The organism is Rhizobium sp. NLR8a, from assembly GCF_019685235.1.
Classification (GTDB): domain Bacteria; phylum Pseudomonadota; class Alphaproteobacteria; order Rhizobiales; family Rhizobiaceae; genus Rhizobium.
In genome coordinates this window covers 287,331-300,280 of record NZ_JABDWI010000002.1, presented here as the reverse complement: position 1 = coordinate 300,280, position 12,950 = coordinate 287,331, and the positions used below count along the sequence as shown (strand labels likewise).

The window sequence follows — 12,950 nt, the reverse complement described above, 5'->3', positions numbered from 1 at the left end:
GATCAGAGCGATGCGAAGACTTCAGACTATACTCGTCTCGGCGGCGATTGCATTCGGGCCTCTCGCCGACGCCCTGGCCGACGATGCTCTGTCTTCGTTCGACCGCTTTGCCGACCGCTGCCTGGACCGCGGGCCGCAGTATGATCGCGCGGCCGCTCTCGCGCACCGAAACAAGTGGCCGGCGCTTGCTGCCGACATGGTGTTGAGCATTCTGCCTCTTTCGGAGCCCGTGGCATTCGACGGCTGGATCACCGGGGCGGGCAGCGCCGCGCCCTTCGAGGCCCTGGTCGTTGGAAGGGCTACGGTCGGCGAGAAGGCTGTCGAGAGCTGCACGATGGCCTTCGCCGGTACCGATGCCGAGGGCTTCGAGCGCAGTCTGGTTTCGACGAGAGCGGCAAAACCGTCCGGCGAGCAGAACGGTGAAGGACGTATTCGGAAGTTCTTCACGATCGAGCGCGACGGGTTGAAAGAGGCGGTGACGCTCGATCTTCCCATCTACCCGAACGGTAGCGACGAGGTGCTCGCGAGCGTCGTCGCCGAGCAGCAAACCGAGCACTGAACCTGTCCCGATGACAAAGCACTGAACACCGATATTTCAACCGGACCCTTTCCCTGCCATTGCAAGCCTCTATGTTGACGGTTGGACGAGCTGAACCCCTACGGTGCGCACCTTTTCAGGCGCGCAAGAGATGCTGTAGAACGTTGAATTTCTGCCGTTCACACCGGCGCGGCGGGCGACAGGGAAGCGGTTTTGAATGGGAAGCGTCGGCAACGGCTGGCCGAGAGGCGGCGGCAAAATCGGCGAATTGTTGCGGCATCCGGCCTTTGACGCCGTCGGTCTCGGACCGGTCGAAAGCTGGCCTGCTTCTCTCAAGCATATCGCCGAAATGGTGTTGAATTCGCGCCAGCCGGAATTCGTCGCCTGGGGTCCGGATCTCGCCTTTCTTTACAATGATGCCTATGTGCCTGTTTTCCCCGACCGGCATCCTGCCGCACTCGGAAGACCCTTTCGCGAGGTTTGGGCGGATATCTGGGAACAGTTCTCGCCGATCGTCGCCAGCACGCTCGAAGGCAGGCCGCAGCTCTTCAAAGAGCTGCTCATCCCGATGCGCCGGGACGGCCGCACCGAGGATACCTGGTTCACCTTCTCCTATACGCCGCTGCGCGACGATGACGGCACCATCGCCGGCATCCTCTGCGCGACCCTCGACGTCACCGACCAGGTAGCCGCCAAGCGCGGCGAGAAGCTGGCGTTGGAAGAACTGCGCGCCAAATCGGAGGCGCTTGCAGTCGTCAACCAGGCAGGCGCCGCTATCACCATCGAGCCCGATGTCGAACGTCTCACCCAGATTGTTGTCGATGCCGGCGTGACGCTGACGGGCGCCGAATTCGGCGCCTTCTTCTACAATGTCGATGACGGCGAGGGCGGCAGCTACATGCTTTACGCGCTCTCCGGCGTCGACCGGAAGAACTTCGAGAAATTCCCGATGCCACGCAATACAAAAGTCTTCGAGCCGACCTTCAGCGGCGAAGGCATCATGCGCTCCGACGACATCCAGCTCGACCGGCGCTACGGCCAGAATCCGCCGCATTCCGGCATGCCGACGGGGCATCTGCCGGTCAGGAGCTATCTCGCCGTGCCGGTGAAATCGCGCGACGGCAGCGTCATCGGCGGCTTGTTCTTCGGCCACGGCGAACCCGGCCGCTTCTCTCAAGCGGCCGAGGCGAGCCTCGTCAGCCTCGCCGGCCAATCGGCCGTCGCGATCGACAATATCCGGCTGTTCCGCGCCGCCAAAATCGAAATCGACCAGCGTCGCCACATGGAAGATCAGCTGCGCAAACTCAACGAACTGCTCGAGGTCCGGGTCGCGGCCGAGATCGCCGATCGCCAACAGGCCGAAGCAGCGCTCCAGCAGTCGCAGAAGATGGAATCGATCGGCAAGCTCACCGGCGGCGTTGCCCATGACTTCAACAATCTGCTGCAGGTGATCTCGGGCAATCTGCAGCTTCTCGGCAAGGACGTGGCGGAGAACGGCCGGGCCAGGGAGCGCATCGCGAATGCGCTCGCTGCCGTCGAACGCGGGTCGCGGCTGGCAAGCCAGCTGCTCGCTTTCGGCCGCCGCCAGCCGCTGGAGCCGAAGGTCGTCAATATCGGCCGCCTGGTCACCGGCATGGACGACATGCTGCGTCGCGCGCTCGGCGAGGAAATCGAAGTCGAGACCATCGTTTCCGGCGGTCTCTGGAGCACCTTCGCCGATCCGGCCCAGATCGAAAACGCCCTGCTCAACCTCGCGATAAACTCGCGCGACGCGATGGATGGCGTCGGCAAGCTGACGATCGAGGTCGGCAACGCCTTCCTTGACGATTCCTACAGTCGCAGCCATCCTGAGGTGAAGGCCGGCCAGTATGTCGTGCTCGCCATCACCGATACCGGCTCCGGCATGACGCAAGAGGTGATGGAGCAGGCCTTCGAGCCGTTCTTCTCGACGAAACCGGAAGGCAAAGGCACCGGTCTCGGCCTGTCGATGGTCTACGGCTTCGTCAAACAATCCGGCGGCCATGTGAAGATCTACAGCGAGATCGGCGAAGGCACGACCGTCAAACTCTACCTCGCCCGCTCGTTCCGCAGCGAGGATCGCGCCCTGGCGGCCGACACCATGCCGGCGACCGGCGGAACCGAAACCATTCTTGTCGCCGAGGACGACGAGGGCGTTCGCGCCACGGTCGTCGAGATGCTCTCGGACCTCGGCTATTACGTGCTGAAGGCGAAGGATGCGCACAGCGCCCTCACCGTCATCGAGAGCGGCGCCCATATCGACCTGCTCTTTACCGACGTCGTCATGCCCGGCCCCTTGCGGAGCCTGGAGCTTGCGCGCATGGCGCGACAGCGCCTGCCCGACATCGCCGTGCTCTACACCTCGGGCTATACCGAAAACTCGATCGTCCATGGCGGCAGGCTCGATCCGGGCCTGGAGCTGCTCTCCAAGCCCTATACGCGCGAGGAGCTCGCCCGCAAGATCCGCCAAGTGCTCGCCAACCGGCCGCAACGCCACCAGGTGGAGGCCAATGCGCCGGTGTCCAATGCAAAGCAACCTGATCCAAAGGTTTCCGGCACGGCCGGCAAGCTGAGGCTGCTGCTCGTGGAAGACGACGCATTCATTCGGATGGATACCGCAGCAATCCTGCAGGACCTCGGCTACGACGTCATCGAGGCCGACAGCGGCGAACAGGGCGTTGATATCCTTGGCCACACGCTCCTCGACGTCATCGTCGTTGACGTCGGCCTGCCCGGCATGTCGGGCTCGGCCTTCGCCGCCAAGGCGCGGGAGGCCTTTCCGTCCATCGGCCTGGTCTTCGCCACAGGCGACAGCGACCCGCCGGACGCCGATCGCTTCTTCGGCTCGGTGCTGCTGACGAAACCCTACACCAGCGCCGCACTCGATCGGGCGGTCAAGAGCGCCGCCCAGCTTTCCCAAGCTGAACCGCTCTAACCCGCACCGTCGAATTCGGGATATTTGCGCATCAGGTCGACCTCGCTGGTGCAGCTGTCGTCGCGGGCCGTCAATACGATCGAGATCGTGTCGCCAGGATCGAGGCGGCCGCCGTCATGATGATCGTCATCGTGATGGCTGCCGCCATCGTGATGATTGGCACCATCGTGATAGACGGGAATCCGGGCGCCGCTCTGGCTGACAAGCACGGCATCCCTGTTGAAACCCCTCTGCAGCAGCCAGTCGCGCGGCGCCATCAGGCGGATATCGACCTCGTAGGAATGCCCCTTCCCTTCCTTGACGCTGACGGTGTAGGTGACCGGCGATACCTGGCCGTTCACGTCGATCGCGCCGTTTCCATCGGCTTTGACGATGTGTTTTTCCATGTTCTCGGTTCCTTGCCGCATGCAGGCTTTAAGCAGGCTCACACATCGGAAACCTGAGAAAACCGGCTTTTGTTCCGAAATCTGGGACAATGACCCTAGAGGGAACTTTTACCCTCGGCACCGGTTGGTTTCTCTTACAAACCGCGTTCGAGCGCTTTGCAAACCACAGGAGGCGAAGATGCCGCGAGGAGACAAATCCGACTATACCGACAAGCAGAAACGCAAGGCCGAACACATCGAGGAGAGCTACGAGGAGCGCGGCGTCTCCGAAAAGGAGGCCGAACGGCGCGCCTGGGCGACCGTCAACAAGGAAAGCGGCGGCGGCAACAAATCGGGTTCCGGCCGCGGCAAGAAGGATACGCATGAATCCTCTGAAAAAGGCGGCCGGGCTGGCGGCGCTGCATCCGCGGCACGCTCGAAGGAGGAACGGTCCGCTTCCGCCAAGAAGGCGGCCGCGACACGCAAGCGCAACGAGCACCATAGCCACCACTAAGCATGTGCCGAAGGGTGTGAGCGGTTTCGGGCGCCGTCATGCTCCAACTCTGTAATCGATAAGGGAAACGGCAAGCGTCAGTCTATCGCCAGCCCGTCCGGCAAAGGGGTTTTCGTCATGGCCAAATCGAAGAAGAAATGGTCCCAGAACGTTACCGAGCACAGCAACGCTATGGACCTCAAGGAAGGCGCGTTCAAATCGGACGATCCGAAGAAGATTGCCCGGTCGATCAAGCATTCCGCCGAGGAGAGCGATCGCCGCAAGTCCAGCCCGTTTCGCGCTGCCATGTCGATGCTGACCTTCTACATCAACCGCGCCGGCGAGCAGCTGTCGAAAAAGCGGCGCGACACCCTTGAAAAGGCCAAGGACGAACTGCGAAAAGACTTCGGTCGTCAACCGAGGCATTGAGCATGGCATATGAGCTTTATTATTGGGACGGCATTCAAGGCCGCGGCGAATTTGTGCGGTTGGCACTGGAAGCAGCCGGCGCCGACTATGTCGACGTCACGCGTCAGCCCGGCCGGGGAACAGGCGCCATGCTTGAGATCATGAAGAGCGAAGGCGAGCCGCACATCCCCTTCGCTCCGCCCTTCCTGAAGGACGGCGACCTCCTCATCCCGCATGTCGCCAACATCCTGTTTTACCTCGGGCCGAAGCTCGGCCTTGCGCCGGAGGATGAAAGCCTTCGCTATGTCGCCAACGGCCTGCAGCTCACCATCACCGATTTCGTCGCCGAAGCGCACGATACGCACCACCCGATCGACCTGTCTCTTTATTACGAAGACCAGAAGCAGGAAGCCAAAACCCGTTCGGCCGCCTTCACCCGCGATCGCATTCCAAAATTCCTCGGTTATTTCGAGCGTGTCCTGAAGCGCAATCCAGAAGGCGCCGATCATATGATCGGCAACGCTCTCACCTATGTCGACCTCTCGGTCTTTCAGGTGATCGAGGGTCTCACCTATGCCTTTCCCAAAGCCATGGCGAAGCGCAACGCGGAGTACCCTGCTCTCCTTGCCCTGCACGATGCGGTGGCGAAGCGGCCGAACATCGCCCGTTATCTCGCCTCCCCTCGCCGCCTCGCCTTCAATGAGGATGGAATTTTCAGGCACTATCCCGAGCTAGACGCCGAAAGCTGAAGAGTTCAGTTCAGTCTCGCGTATGAGGAAATCAAGCAGCCTGTTTTCCTCGGCGCGCAAGCCCCGCAGCGGTTCGTTGCCGCCTTCGATCAAAGCATGGCCATTGCCGGCGAGGCCGATGATGGCCGGATGGATGTAGCTCGAGCGTGAGATCGCCGGTGTATTGTGCAACGCCTCGGCCGCAGCCTCCGACATTTCCTTCACCGTCGGCCGCCCGCCGCCGACGATCCTTTCGCGGGCGACCCCGAAGGCCGCCAGCGATCCGGCCCAGGTGCGGAACGTCTTGGCGGAGATCGGAATCCCCGATATTTCGGCTAGGTAGGCATTCAGCCGGCCAGAATCGACCGGTTTCAGCGCGCCGCTTTCATCCTTCCAGACGAAGAGCTGGCGGCCGGGAAGGTCGGAAATTTCTTCCAGGATTTTCTGTAGCCTCGGATGCTTGAGGCTGCGCTGCACGCGCTTGCCGCCCTTGGCCCGGAACTTGAGCTCGATCCGCCCGTCGACGATTTTCAGATGGCGCTTCAATAGGGTCGTCGCGCCATAAGTGCCGTTCTCCCTGACATAGGCCTGGTTGCCGACCCGCAGATGCGCCTCGTCGAGCAGTGTCGTCAGAGCCGCCAGTACGCCGTTGACATCCTCGGCACCGGTGTCGAGATGCCGCAGCACGGTGCGGCGGATCTTCGGCAATGCCTGACCGAATTCAATCAGCTGGTAGAACTTCCCGGCGCTGCGGAACGATTGCCAGTCCTTGTGATAGCGGTATTGTTTGCGCCCGCGCGCATCGATGCCGGTCGCCTGCAGATGACCGTTCTCGTAGAGACAGATCCAGACGTTCTCGTAGGCGGGCGGCAGGCCGAGCGCACCGATGCGCGCCCGCTGCGATTCATCGGAAAGCGTCGTACCGTCAGGCATCACATAGCTGAAGCCCTTGCCTTTCCTTCGCCTGCGGATGCCCGGTTCGGTATCGCTGACATAGATCAGGCCAAGTTCGGTAATGGTTTCGGCATTCATGCTGATGGCGACCCGCTATTTGTCACGGCGGCCGAACTGAAACCACCGGCGGCGCTGGGCCTTGGTCGCCCCTTCCGGCGGTTGCGTCTGGCCTGTCGGCGCAAAGACGGCCAAGCTCTGGGTGTAGACCATGACAGGATTGGCCTCGTCGTGTACCTCGAAGGCGCCGGTCTCCGCCCCGGTGTCGAGAACCCGTGACCACTGCGTCAGTCCGTTCACCTCAGGCAGATGAACTTCGCAATCACCGCCGGCATTGAAGACGAGGAAGAGGTCGTCCATCTTCTCGGTATCGAGTGCATGCGCGCTCTTCGAGAAGTAGACGCCGAGTACCTGCAGTCCGTCGTCGTTCCAGGCTCCGTCGTCCATGAAACTGCCGTCGGGTTTGTACCAGGCGATCTCGATACGCCCGTCTTCACTGGTCTCCCCCGTCAGGAACCGCTCCTGGCGCAGGACGGGATGAGCCTTGCGGAAGGCAACGGCCTGCCGACAAAAATCGAGGAAGGGGTCGTCCAGCCCGTCCCAGCTCGTCCAGCCGATCTCGTTGTCCTGGCAATAGGCGTTGTTGTTGCCGCCCTGGCTGTTGCCGAGCTCGTCGCCGGCCAAAATCATCGGCACGCCCTGTGACAGCATCAGCGTCGCCATCATGTTGCGCCGTCGGCGTGCGCGTGCCGCGTTTATCTCGAGATCATCGGTCGCACCCTCGACCCCCATATTGTCGGAATGATTGTCGGAATGCCCGTCGCGGTTATCCTCGCCGTTTGCCTCGTTGTGCTTGCCGTCGAAGGACACCGTATCCATCAGCGTGAAGCCATCATGGGCAGACAAAAGATTGATCGAGGAGGTCGCGCCCCGATCGGAATGATTGAATTGCGGCGCCGAACCGGTGATGCGCGCCGCCAGCTCCGACACCATGCCGCCGTCGCCCTTCCAGAAACGGCGCACGTCATCGCGGAACTTGTCGTTCCACTCGCGGAAGGGATGTGGGAAACCGCCGACCTGATAACCGCCCGCGCCAATATCCCAGGGTTCGGCGATCAGCTTGACGCCGGCAAGGATCGGATCCTGACGGATGGCGCCGAAGAACAGGCCCTGACGGTCGAATTCCAGATCCTGTCGGCCGAGCGTGCTGGCAAGATCGAAACGGAAGCCGTCGATATGCATGACGCCGACCCAATAGCGCAGGCTGTCGAGCACCATGCGCATCACCATCGGATTGGCGACATTCAGCGTGTTGCCGGTCCCCGTCGTATCGAAAGTGTGGCGGGGATCGTCGGGAGAGAGGATGTAATAGCTCGCATTGTCGAGCCCACGGAAGGAGAGCGTCGGCCCTTTCTCGCTGCCTTCGGCCGTATGGTTGTAGACCACGTCCATGATGACCTCGATGCCGGCCGCATGGAACCTCTTCACCATGGTCTTGATTTCGGTGATCTTGTCACTTGAGAGATAGCGCGCCTGCGGCGCGAAGAAGCCGAGCGTCTGATAACCCCAATAATTCCTCAGATTCTTTTCGAGGAGATAGCGGTCGTCGAGGAAATACTGGATCGGCAGCAGCTCGATCGCCGAGACGCCAAGTCCGACGAGATGATCGATGATCGGATCGCTGCACATGCCGAGAAAGGTGCCGCGCAGCCGGTCCGGCACTTTCGGATGCGTCATCGTCAGGCCGCGCACATGCGCCTCGTAGATGATCGTATCCGGCCACGGCCGCCGGATCGCCTCTTCGCCTGCCCAGTCGAAGTCGGGATCCTGGACGACGCCCTTGACCATGAAGGGCGCGCTGTCGCGGTCGTCGAAGGAAAGATCGTCCTCGCCGATCCGATAGCCGAAGAGTGCATCGTGCCATTGCAGTTCGCCCGTCACCTGCTTGGCATAGGGGTCGAGCAGCAGCTTGTTCGGATTAAAGCGATGGCCGGCGCCCGGATCATAGGGGCCATGGGCGCGATAGCCATAGACGGTGCCCGGTCCGATACCGGCTATATAGCCCGACCAGATGTCGCCCTCGCGTTTGGGCAAGGGCAGCCGGGCGATCTCATCTTTTCCGTCAGGGGAAAACAGGCAGAGCTCGATCTGTTGCGCATGCGCCGAGAAGACGGCGAAATGAGTACCGGAACCCGTATACTCCGCCCCCAGCTCCGGCTTGAGGAAGTCGAGTTCCGAAAAGGAAAAGCTCATGGCGCCCCGCTTGATGAAAAGACCAAGCGGGAAACGTGAAGGTGGTTCGAAAGTTCCGTAGCCCTAGGCAAAAGCGGACGCTGTCGTTTGCCGATCGAAGCGTTTACGGCATCAGTTGGCCGCCGTTGACCTCGATGACCTGGCCGGTGATGTAGCCCGAAAGTGTTGGCGAAGCGAGGAAGAGATAGGCCCCGACGCAATCCTCCGATGTGCCGACGAAGCCCATCGGAATCGATTTGCGTTGCAACTCCATCTGCTCGTCATTGGTATAGCGCTCGTGGAAGGGCGTGGCGATCACGCCCGGCGCCACCGCGTTGACGCGGATCCTGTCGGCGACGAACTCCTTGGCATGGCCGCGGGTGATGGTCGAGACGAAGCCCTTGGAGGCGGCGTAGAGGACCGCGCCATTGCCGCCGCCGTTGCGGGCGGCGATCGAGGTGGTGTTGATGATGAAGCCGCCCTGCTTTTTCAGCCAGGGATGGGCCGCGCGCGTCGCCGCCAGCACCGAGCGGGCGTTGAGGTCCATCACCGCGGCATAATGGGCGTCGGTATATTCGGAGGTTGGCTTGCGCCCCAGCATGCCGCCGGCATTGTTGATCAGCCCGTCGAGATGGCCGAAGGTCTTCGCCGTCTCCTCGACGACACGCTCGGTCTCGCCTTCCCTCGACACGTCGCCCTGGATCAGATGCACCGTACCGCCGGCGGCTCGGATTTCCTCGGCGAGCTTCTCGGCCGGTTCACGGCTGGCGTTGTAATGCACCCCGACCTTGCAGCCTTGAGCCGCAAAGGCGCGGGCGAGCGCCGCGCCGATCCCGGTCGAGGCGCCGGTGATCAGCACGGCCTTGCCGGCGAGATCCGGCAGATTGATGGATGCGAGCAATTGAGCAAGTTCTGTCATGGCCAAGAAGCCTCCCGAAAACCAAGGACATAGGTGATGAAACAGATGGGGGAAGTCTATCAGCCGAAATCGGGGAAGGGCAATGCACGAAAGCCGGAGATTTGCGTCCTGGAAGATGTCATGGCTGGCCGGTTCGGGCCAAAGACCCCTCCCCACAAGGGAAGGGACCAAAGTGCCGCAACCGCGTACCATTTCACCGTTTCATCTGCAGAAAAGTTTCGCTGTTTGGCCCCATACAGCGAGAGCTTAGCCCCTCCCCCTTATCGGGAGGGATTGGGGAGGGTTCTTTCTTGAGACTGGTCTTGCAGACTTCCTTGATTGGAGACTCCTCAAGACGACACACCGAAAACCGCCTCCTGCTCCCGCCGGACAAGCGGCGGAAATGCCAGCGCGATTGCCGCAGCCCCGAGCCCAACCATCGCAGAACCGATGAACAGCCAGGAATAATTAGCGAACGTATCGAAGATCCAGCCGCCGATCAGAGGGCCGAAGGCCATGCCGAGGCTGGAGAGCATCGTCGCCGCGCCCAGCACGGTGCCGATGATGCGCTGGCCGAAATATTCCCGCGCCAGCACCGCATAGAGCGGCATTACGCCGCCATAGGCACTGCCGAAGACGATGGCGAGCGCATAGAACTCCGTCAGCTCGCTGACCAGGAGATAGGTCGCGAGTGCGGCCGCCTGCACGAGGAGGCCGGCGACTAGGACCGGCTTCACGCCGAGCCTGTCGGCGAGGCTGCCATAGAGCAGCCGGCCGCCGAGGCCCGCCAGGCCTTCGACACTGTAGATGCTGACGGCCGCCATCGGCGCGACGCCGCAGATCGTCGCATAGTTGACCATGTGGAAGATCGGCCCGGAATGGGCCGCACAGCAGGCAAAGAAGGTGAGGCCGAGCACGATGAATTGCGGCGACCGGAAGACTTTCGACAGCTGCGGCCGAGCGCCCGCCGCGGCAAACTCCGTGCCGGCATCGACGCTCTCGGCAGGCGGGCGCCTGACCAGCAGCGCGGCCGGCACCAGCAGCACCCAGGTGGCGACGCCGATGATCAACATGGCGGGGCGCCATTCATAGGCCGAGATCAGCCAGCGGGCGAAGGGCGAGATGGTCATCGGCGCCACCCCCATGCCGGCCGATACGAGTGATACGGCAAGACCGCGGTTGACGTCGAACCAGGCGGTGGTCGCGGCGATCATCGGCGCGAAAAAGGCGCTGGCGGCCAGTCCGACCAGGATGCCATAGGTCAGCTGGAATTCGATGAGCGTTGCGGTGCGGCTGGCGAGCACCAGCGCCAGGCCGAGCAACACCGAGCCGACCAGCACGACGAGGCGCGGCCCGAAACGGTCGCTTGCCGCCCCCCAGAGGAAACCGCCGAGACCCATGACGAGGAAATTCAGCGTCATGGCGCTGGCAATCCCGACATGCGACCAGCCGGTCGCGGTGGCGATCGGCTCCTGGAAAATCGCCAGCGAAAACATTGCGCCGATGGCGACGCACGACATCAGGGCGCCGACTGCGACGATGACCCAACGATAGGAAACACTCATGGCTTCATACCTCCATGCCGACAGAGTGATCGCGGCGCGTGCAGCCGGTCCGCCGGTTCCGCGCCTTGCGATTAAAGACGTTTGAACCGCTGCGATTTCGACAGCGCGCTTACATCTTTTTTCCACGTGCCGTTTAGAGAGTGCGGAACATCACCAAGGCGTCGACATAGCCCTCGGTCGGATGAAGGAAGACGCCGGGCAGCCGGCCGACGATGTCGAAGCCGAGCGATTGCCACAGCGCGACGGCGCGGCGATTGCTGCTGACGACGAAGTTGAACTGCATGGCCCGAAAACCCCGCAAGCGGGCATGCTGCAGCGAATGTTCATGCATGCGGCGGGCGACGCCGCGGCCTCTTGCGGCGGGATCGGTCATGTAGCCGCAATTGCAGACGTGGCGCCCGCCGCCCGCCTGATTGGCCTTGATGTAATAGGTGCCGAGGATAATGCCATCCTCTTCCGCGACGAAGGTCTCGCGGTCCGCTCCCATCCAGTAGGCGAGCGCATCGGCTTCGGAAAGATCGCGATCGAGCGCATAGGTCTCGCCGGCGCGGATCGTCGGGCCGATGATCCGCCAGATCGCGCTTCGGTCGTCGTCGTTTGCGAGTCGGATCAGCATGCCGGGTTTTTATCGAAGGAGATCGCGGCACGCAACGTTCCGCGCGTTTCATAGCGCGGCCGGTTATATCGTGCCGGTTACGATGCGCCCTGCCGGGAGCGAACAGCGCGCTGTCTTCACAAAGCTCCAGGGGCGAATAAGGCGCAAACGTCAGCAACCAGGATCAAGCACCCCTTCAGAGCCCATGGCAGAACAGGCGTACCGGCAGTCCATCCGCAGGAGGTTTATCATGAACGCCAAGGCCCTTTCCGCCCCTTGCGCGGGCAATGATGGCGCGCAGCATTGCAAGCATGAAAATTATACAAGGCATTCTGCCTTTAGCGCGCCCGGCCGCCATTCTGCGCTCCTCGACATACTGCCGTCCGATCCGGCCGGCGTTGCCCACACGGCGCAGGCTTTGCTGATCTACGAGCACGCCGCAGAACCATTCTACGGTTACAAGGTTCCCGAAGCGCGCCGCGGCGAAAGCCACGTCCGGCCGTTGGAGAAGATGCTCGATGCGTTGCTGGTGCTCGACGACCGTCCGCTCTCCGTCGCCCGGCCGCCCCAGAAGCGTCTGGTCGGAATCTGCCGCCATTACATGTTGCTGTCCGTCGCAATCCTTCGGCAGCACGGAATTCCCGCCCGTGGCCGCGGAGGCTTCGCCACTTACTTCAATCCGGGCAAGTTCGAGGATCATTGGGTATGTGAGTATTGGAAAGCGGCTGATGGGCGCTGGGCCCTGCTGGACAGCCAGCTCGACGGGGGTTTCATCCGCAATCTCGGAATTCGTTTCGACATCCATGACGTTCCGCGCGCCCAATTCCTGACCGCTTCCGAGGCCTGGCGCAGATGCCGCAGCGGAGAACTCGATCCAAATCTGTTCGGCATCGAGTTTGAGCAGCTTCGTGGTCTGTGGTTCATCGCCGGTAACCTGATCCGAGATCTCGCCACTCTCAACGGTCGCGAAATCCTGCCTTGGGACGTTTGGGGAGCGCAACCCGCGTTAAATGCGACGCTTTCGCATTCCGAACTGGATTTCTTTGACGAGGTCGCTTTGATTACGGCCGATCCAGATGCAGATTTCGATGCGTTGAGCCGGCGTTTTTCCGAGGATCCTAAACTACGGCTCCCGCACACGGTCTTCAACTCATTGCGACGGCGTCAGGAAAGCGTGCTCGAGGGCTGAAGCGCTGCAAGATTGCCCACGCTTTCAGACTGAAA

At 62.0% G+C, this 12,950-nt stretch carries 12 protein-coding genes; 6 read left to right on the top strand and 6 right to left on the bottom strand.

From position 1 onward, the window contains the following. The first annotated feature begins 10 nt into the window (after window positions 1-10). The gene (locus HJC04_RS04650; protein WP_221144993.1) at window positions 11-559 is read left to right on the top strand and encodes a hypothetical protein; all 549 of its coding nucleotides are present in this window, start codon (window positions 11-13) and stop codon (window positions 557-559) included. Window positions 560-755: 196 nt separating this feature from the next. Further along, on the top strand, window positions 756-3,491 hold the full coding sequence (locus HJC04_RS04645) for a response regulator (RefSeq protein ID WP_221144991.1): 2,736 nt from the start codon (window positions 756-758) through the stop codon (window positions 3,489-3,491). On the opposite strand, the gene HJC04_RS04640 is transcribed toward HJC04_RS04645, so the two are convergent. Next, entirely contained in the window at window positions 3,488-3,877 is a 390-nt protein-coding gene (locus tag HJC04_RS04640; RefSeq protein ID WP_221144989.1) for a hypothetical protein, read from the bottom strand. The two genes, HJC04_RS04645 and HJC04_RS04640, sit on opposite strands and share 4 nt — an antisense overlap. Window positions 3,878-4,055: 178 nt before the next feature. Between HJC04_RS04640 and HJC04_RS04635 the strand changes: the two genes are divergently transcribed. The 3 genes from HJC04_RS04635 to HJC04_RS04625 all read left to right on the top strand — a co-directional run bounded on the left by HJC04_RS04635 (window position 4,056) and on the right by HJC04_RS04625 (window position 5,506). After that, window positions 4,056-4,370, top strand: coding sequence for a plasmid stabilization protein (locus HJC04_RS04635; RefSeq protein WP_210632246.1), 315 nt, complete (start codon window positions 4,056-4,058; stop codon window positions 4,368-4,370). 117 nt (window positions 4,371-4,487) lie between these two features. Continuing rightward, the gene (locus HJC04_RS04630; protein WP_221144987.1) at window positions 4,488-4,778 is read left to right on the top strand and encodes a DUF3175 domain-containing protein; all 291 of its coding nucleotides are present in this window, start codon (window positions 4,488-4,490) and stop codon (window positions 4,776-4,778) included. A 2-nt stretch (window positions 4,779-4,780) separates the two neighbouring features. Then, window positions 4,781-5,506 carry a glutathione S-transferase gene (locus HJC04_RS04625; RefSeq protein ID WP_221144985.1) on the top strand — a complete coding sequence of 242 codons (726 nt, stop codon included), beginning with the start codon at window positions 4,781-4,783 and terminating at the stop codon, window positions 5,504-5,506. On the opposite strand, the gene HJC04_RS04620 is transcribed toward HJC04_RS04625, so the two are convergent. The 5 genes from HJC04_RS04620 to HJC04_RS04600 form a co-directional block, all read right to left on the bottom strand. Next, a complete protein-coding gene (locus HJC04_RS04620) occupies window positions 5,489-6,517 on the bottom strand; it encodes a DNA topoisomerase IB (RefSeq protein ID WP_210632243.1) in 1,029 nt (342 codons plus the stop codon). The genes HJC04_RS04625 and HJC04_RS04620 overlap by 18 nt on opposite strands. 15 nt (window positions 6,518-6,532) lie before the next feature. Next, the gene (glgX, locus tag HJC04_RS04615; protein WP_221144983.1) at window positions 6,533-8,689 is read right to left on the bottom strand and encodes a glycogen debranching protein GlgX; all 2,157 of its coding nucleotides are present in this window, start codon (window positions 8,687-8,689) and stop codon (window positions 6,533-6,535) included. A gap of 103 nt (window positions 8,690-8,792) precedes the next feature. After that, entirely contained in the window at window positions 8,793-9,587 is a 795-nt protein-coding gene (locus tag HJC04_RS04610) for an SDR family NAD(P)-dependent oxidoreductase (protein ID WP_210632241.1), read from the bottom strand. Window positions 9,588-9,916: 329 nt separating this feature from the next. Continuing rightward, on the bottom strand, window positions 9,917-11,131 hold the full coding sequence (locus tag HJC04_RS04605; RefSeq protein ID WP_221144981.1) for an MFS transporter: 1,215 nt from the start codon (window positions 11,129-11,131) through the stop codon (window positions 9,917-9,919). A gap of 133 nt (window positions 11,132-11,264) precedes the next feature. Continuing rightward, entirely contained in the window at window positions 11,265-11,747 is a 483-nt protein-coding gene (locus HJC04_RS04600) for a GNAT family N-acetyltransferase (protein WP_221144978.1), read from the bottom strand. A gap of 229 nt (window positions 11,748-11,976) precedes the next feature. Here HJC04_RS04600 and HJC04_RS04595 point away from each other — a divergent pair, with 229 nt between their 5' ends. Next, window positions 11,977-12,915, top strand: a complete 939-nt coding sequence (locus HJC04_RS04595) for a transglutaminase-like domain-containing protein (RefSeq protein ID WP_221144976.1) — start codon at window positions 11,977-11,979, stop codon at window positions 12,913-12,915. The last annotated feature ends 35 nt before the right edge of the window (window positions 12,916-12,950 follow it).

Coding starts and splice junctions, on each gene's coding strand:
- HJC04_RS04650 (WP_221144993.1), top strand. CDS start 11: ATGCGAAGACTTCAGACTATACTCGTCTCGGCGGCGATTGCATTCGGG.
- HJC04_RS04645 (WP_221144991.1), top strand. CDS start 756: ATGGGAAGCGTCGGCAACGGCTGGCCGAGAGGCGGCGGCAAAATCGGC.
- HJC04_RS04640 (WP_221144989.1), bottom strand. CDS start 3,877: ATGGAAAAACACATCGTCAAAGCCGATGGAAACGGCGCGATCGACGTG.
- HJC04_RS04635 (WP_210632246.1), top strand. CDS start 4,056: ATGCCGCGAGGAGACAAATCCGACTATACCGACAAGCAGAAACGCAAG.
- HJC04_RS04630 (WP_221144987.1), top strand. CDS start 4,488: ATGGCCAAATCGAAGAAGAAATGGTCCCAGAACGTTACCGAGCACAGC.
- HJC04_RS04625 (WP_221144985.1), top strand. CDS start 4,781: ATGGCATATGAGCTTTATTATTGGGACGGCATTCAAGGCCGCGGCGAA.
- HJC04_RS04620 (WP_210632243.1), bottom strand. CDS start 6,517: ATGAATGCCGAAACCATTACCGAACTTGGCCTGATCTATGTCAGCGAT.
- glgX (WP_221144983.1), bottom strand. CDS start 8,689: ATGAGCTTTTCCTTTTCGGAACTCGACTTCCTCAAGCCGGAGCTGGGG.
- HJC04_RS04610 (WP_210632241.1), bottom strand. CDS start 9,587: ATGACAGAACTTGCTCAATTGCTCGCATCCATCAATCTGCCGGATCTC.
- HJC04_RS04605 (WP_221144981.1), bottom strand. CDS start 11,131: ATGAGTGTTTCCTATCGTTGGGTCATCGTCGCAGTCGGCGCCCTGATG.
- HJC04_RS04600 (WP_221144978.1), bottom strand. CDS start 11,747: ATGCTGATCCGACTCGCAAACGACGACGACCGAAGCGCGATCTGGCGG.
- HJC04_RS04595 (WP_221144976.1), top strand. CDS start 11,977: ATGAACGCCAAGGCCCTTTCCGCCCCTTGCGCGGGCAATGATGGCGCG.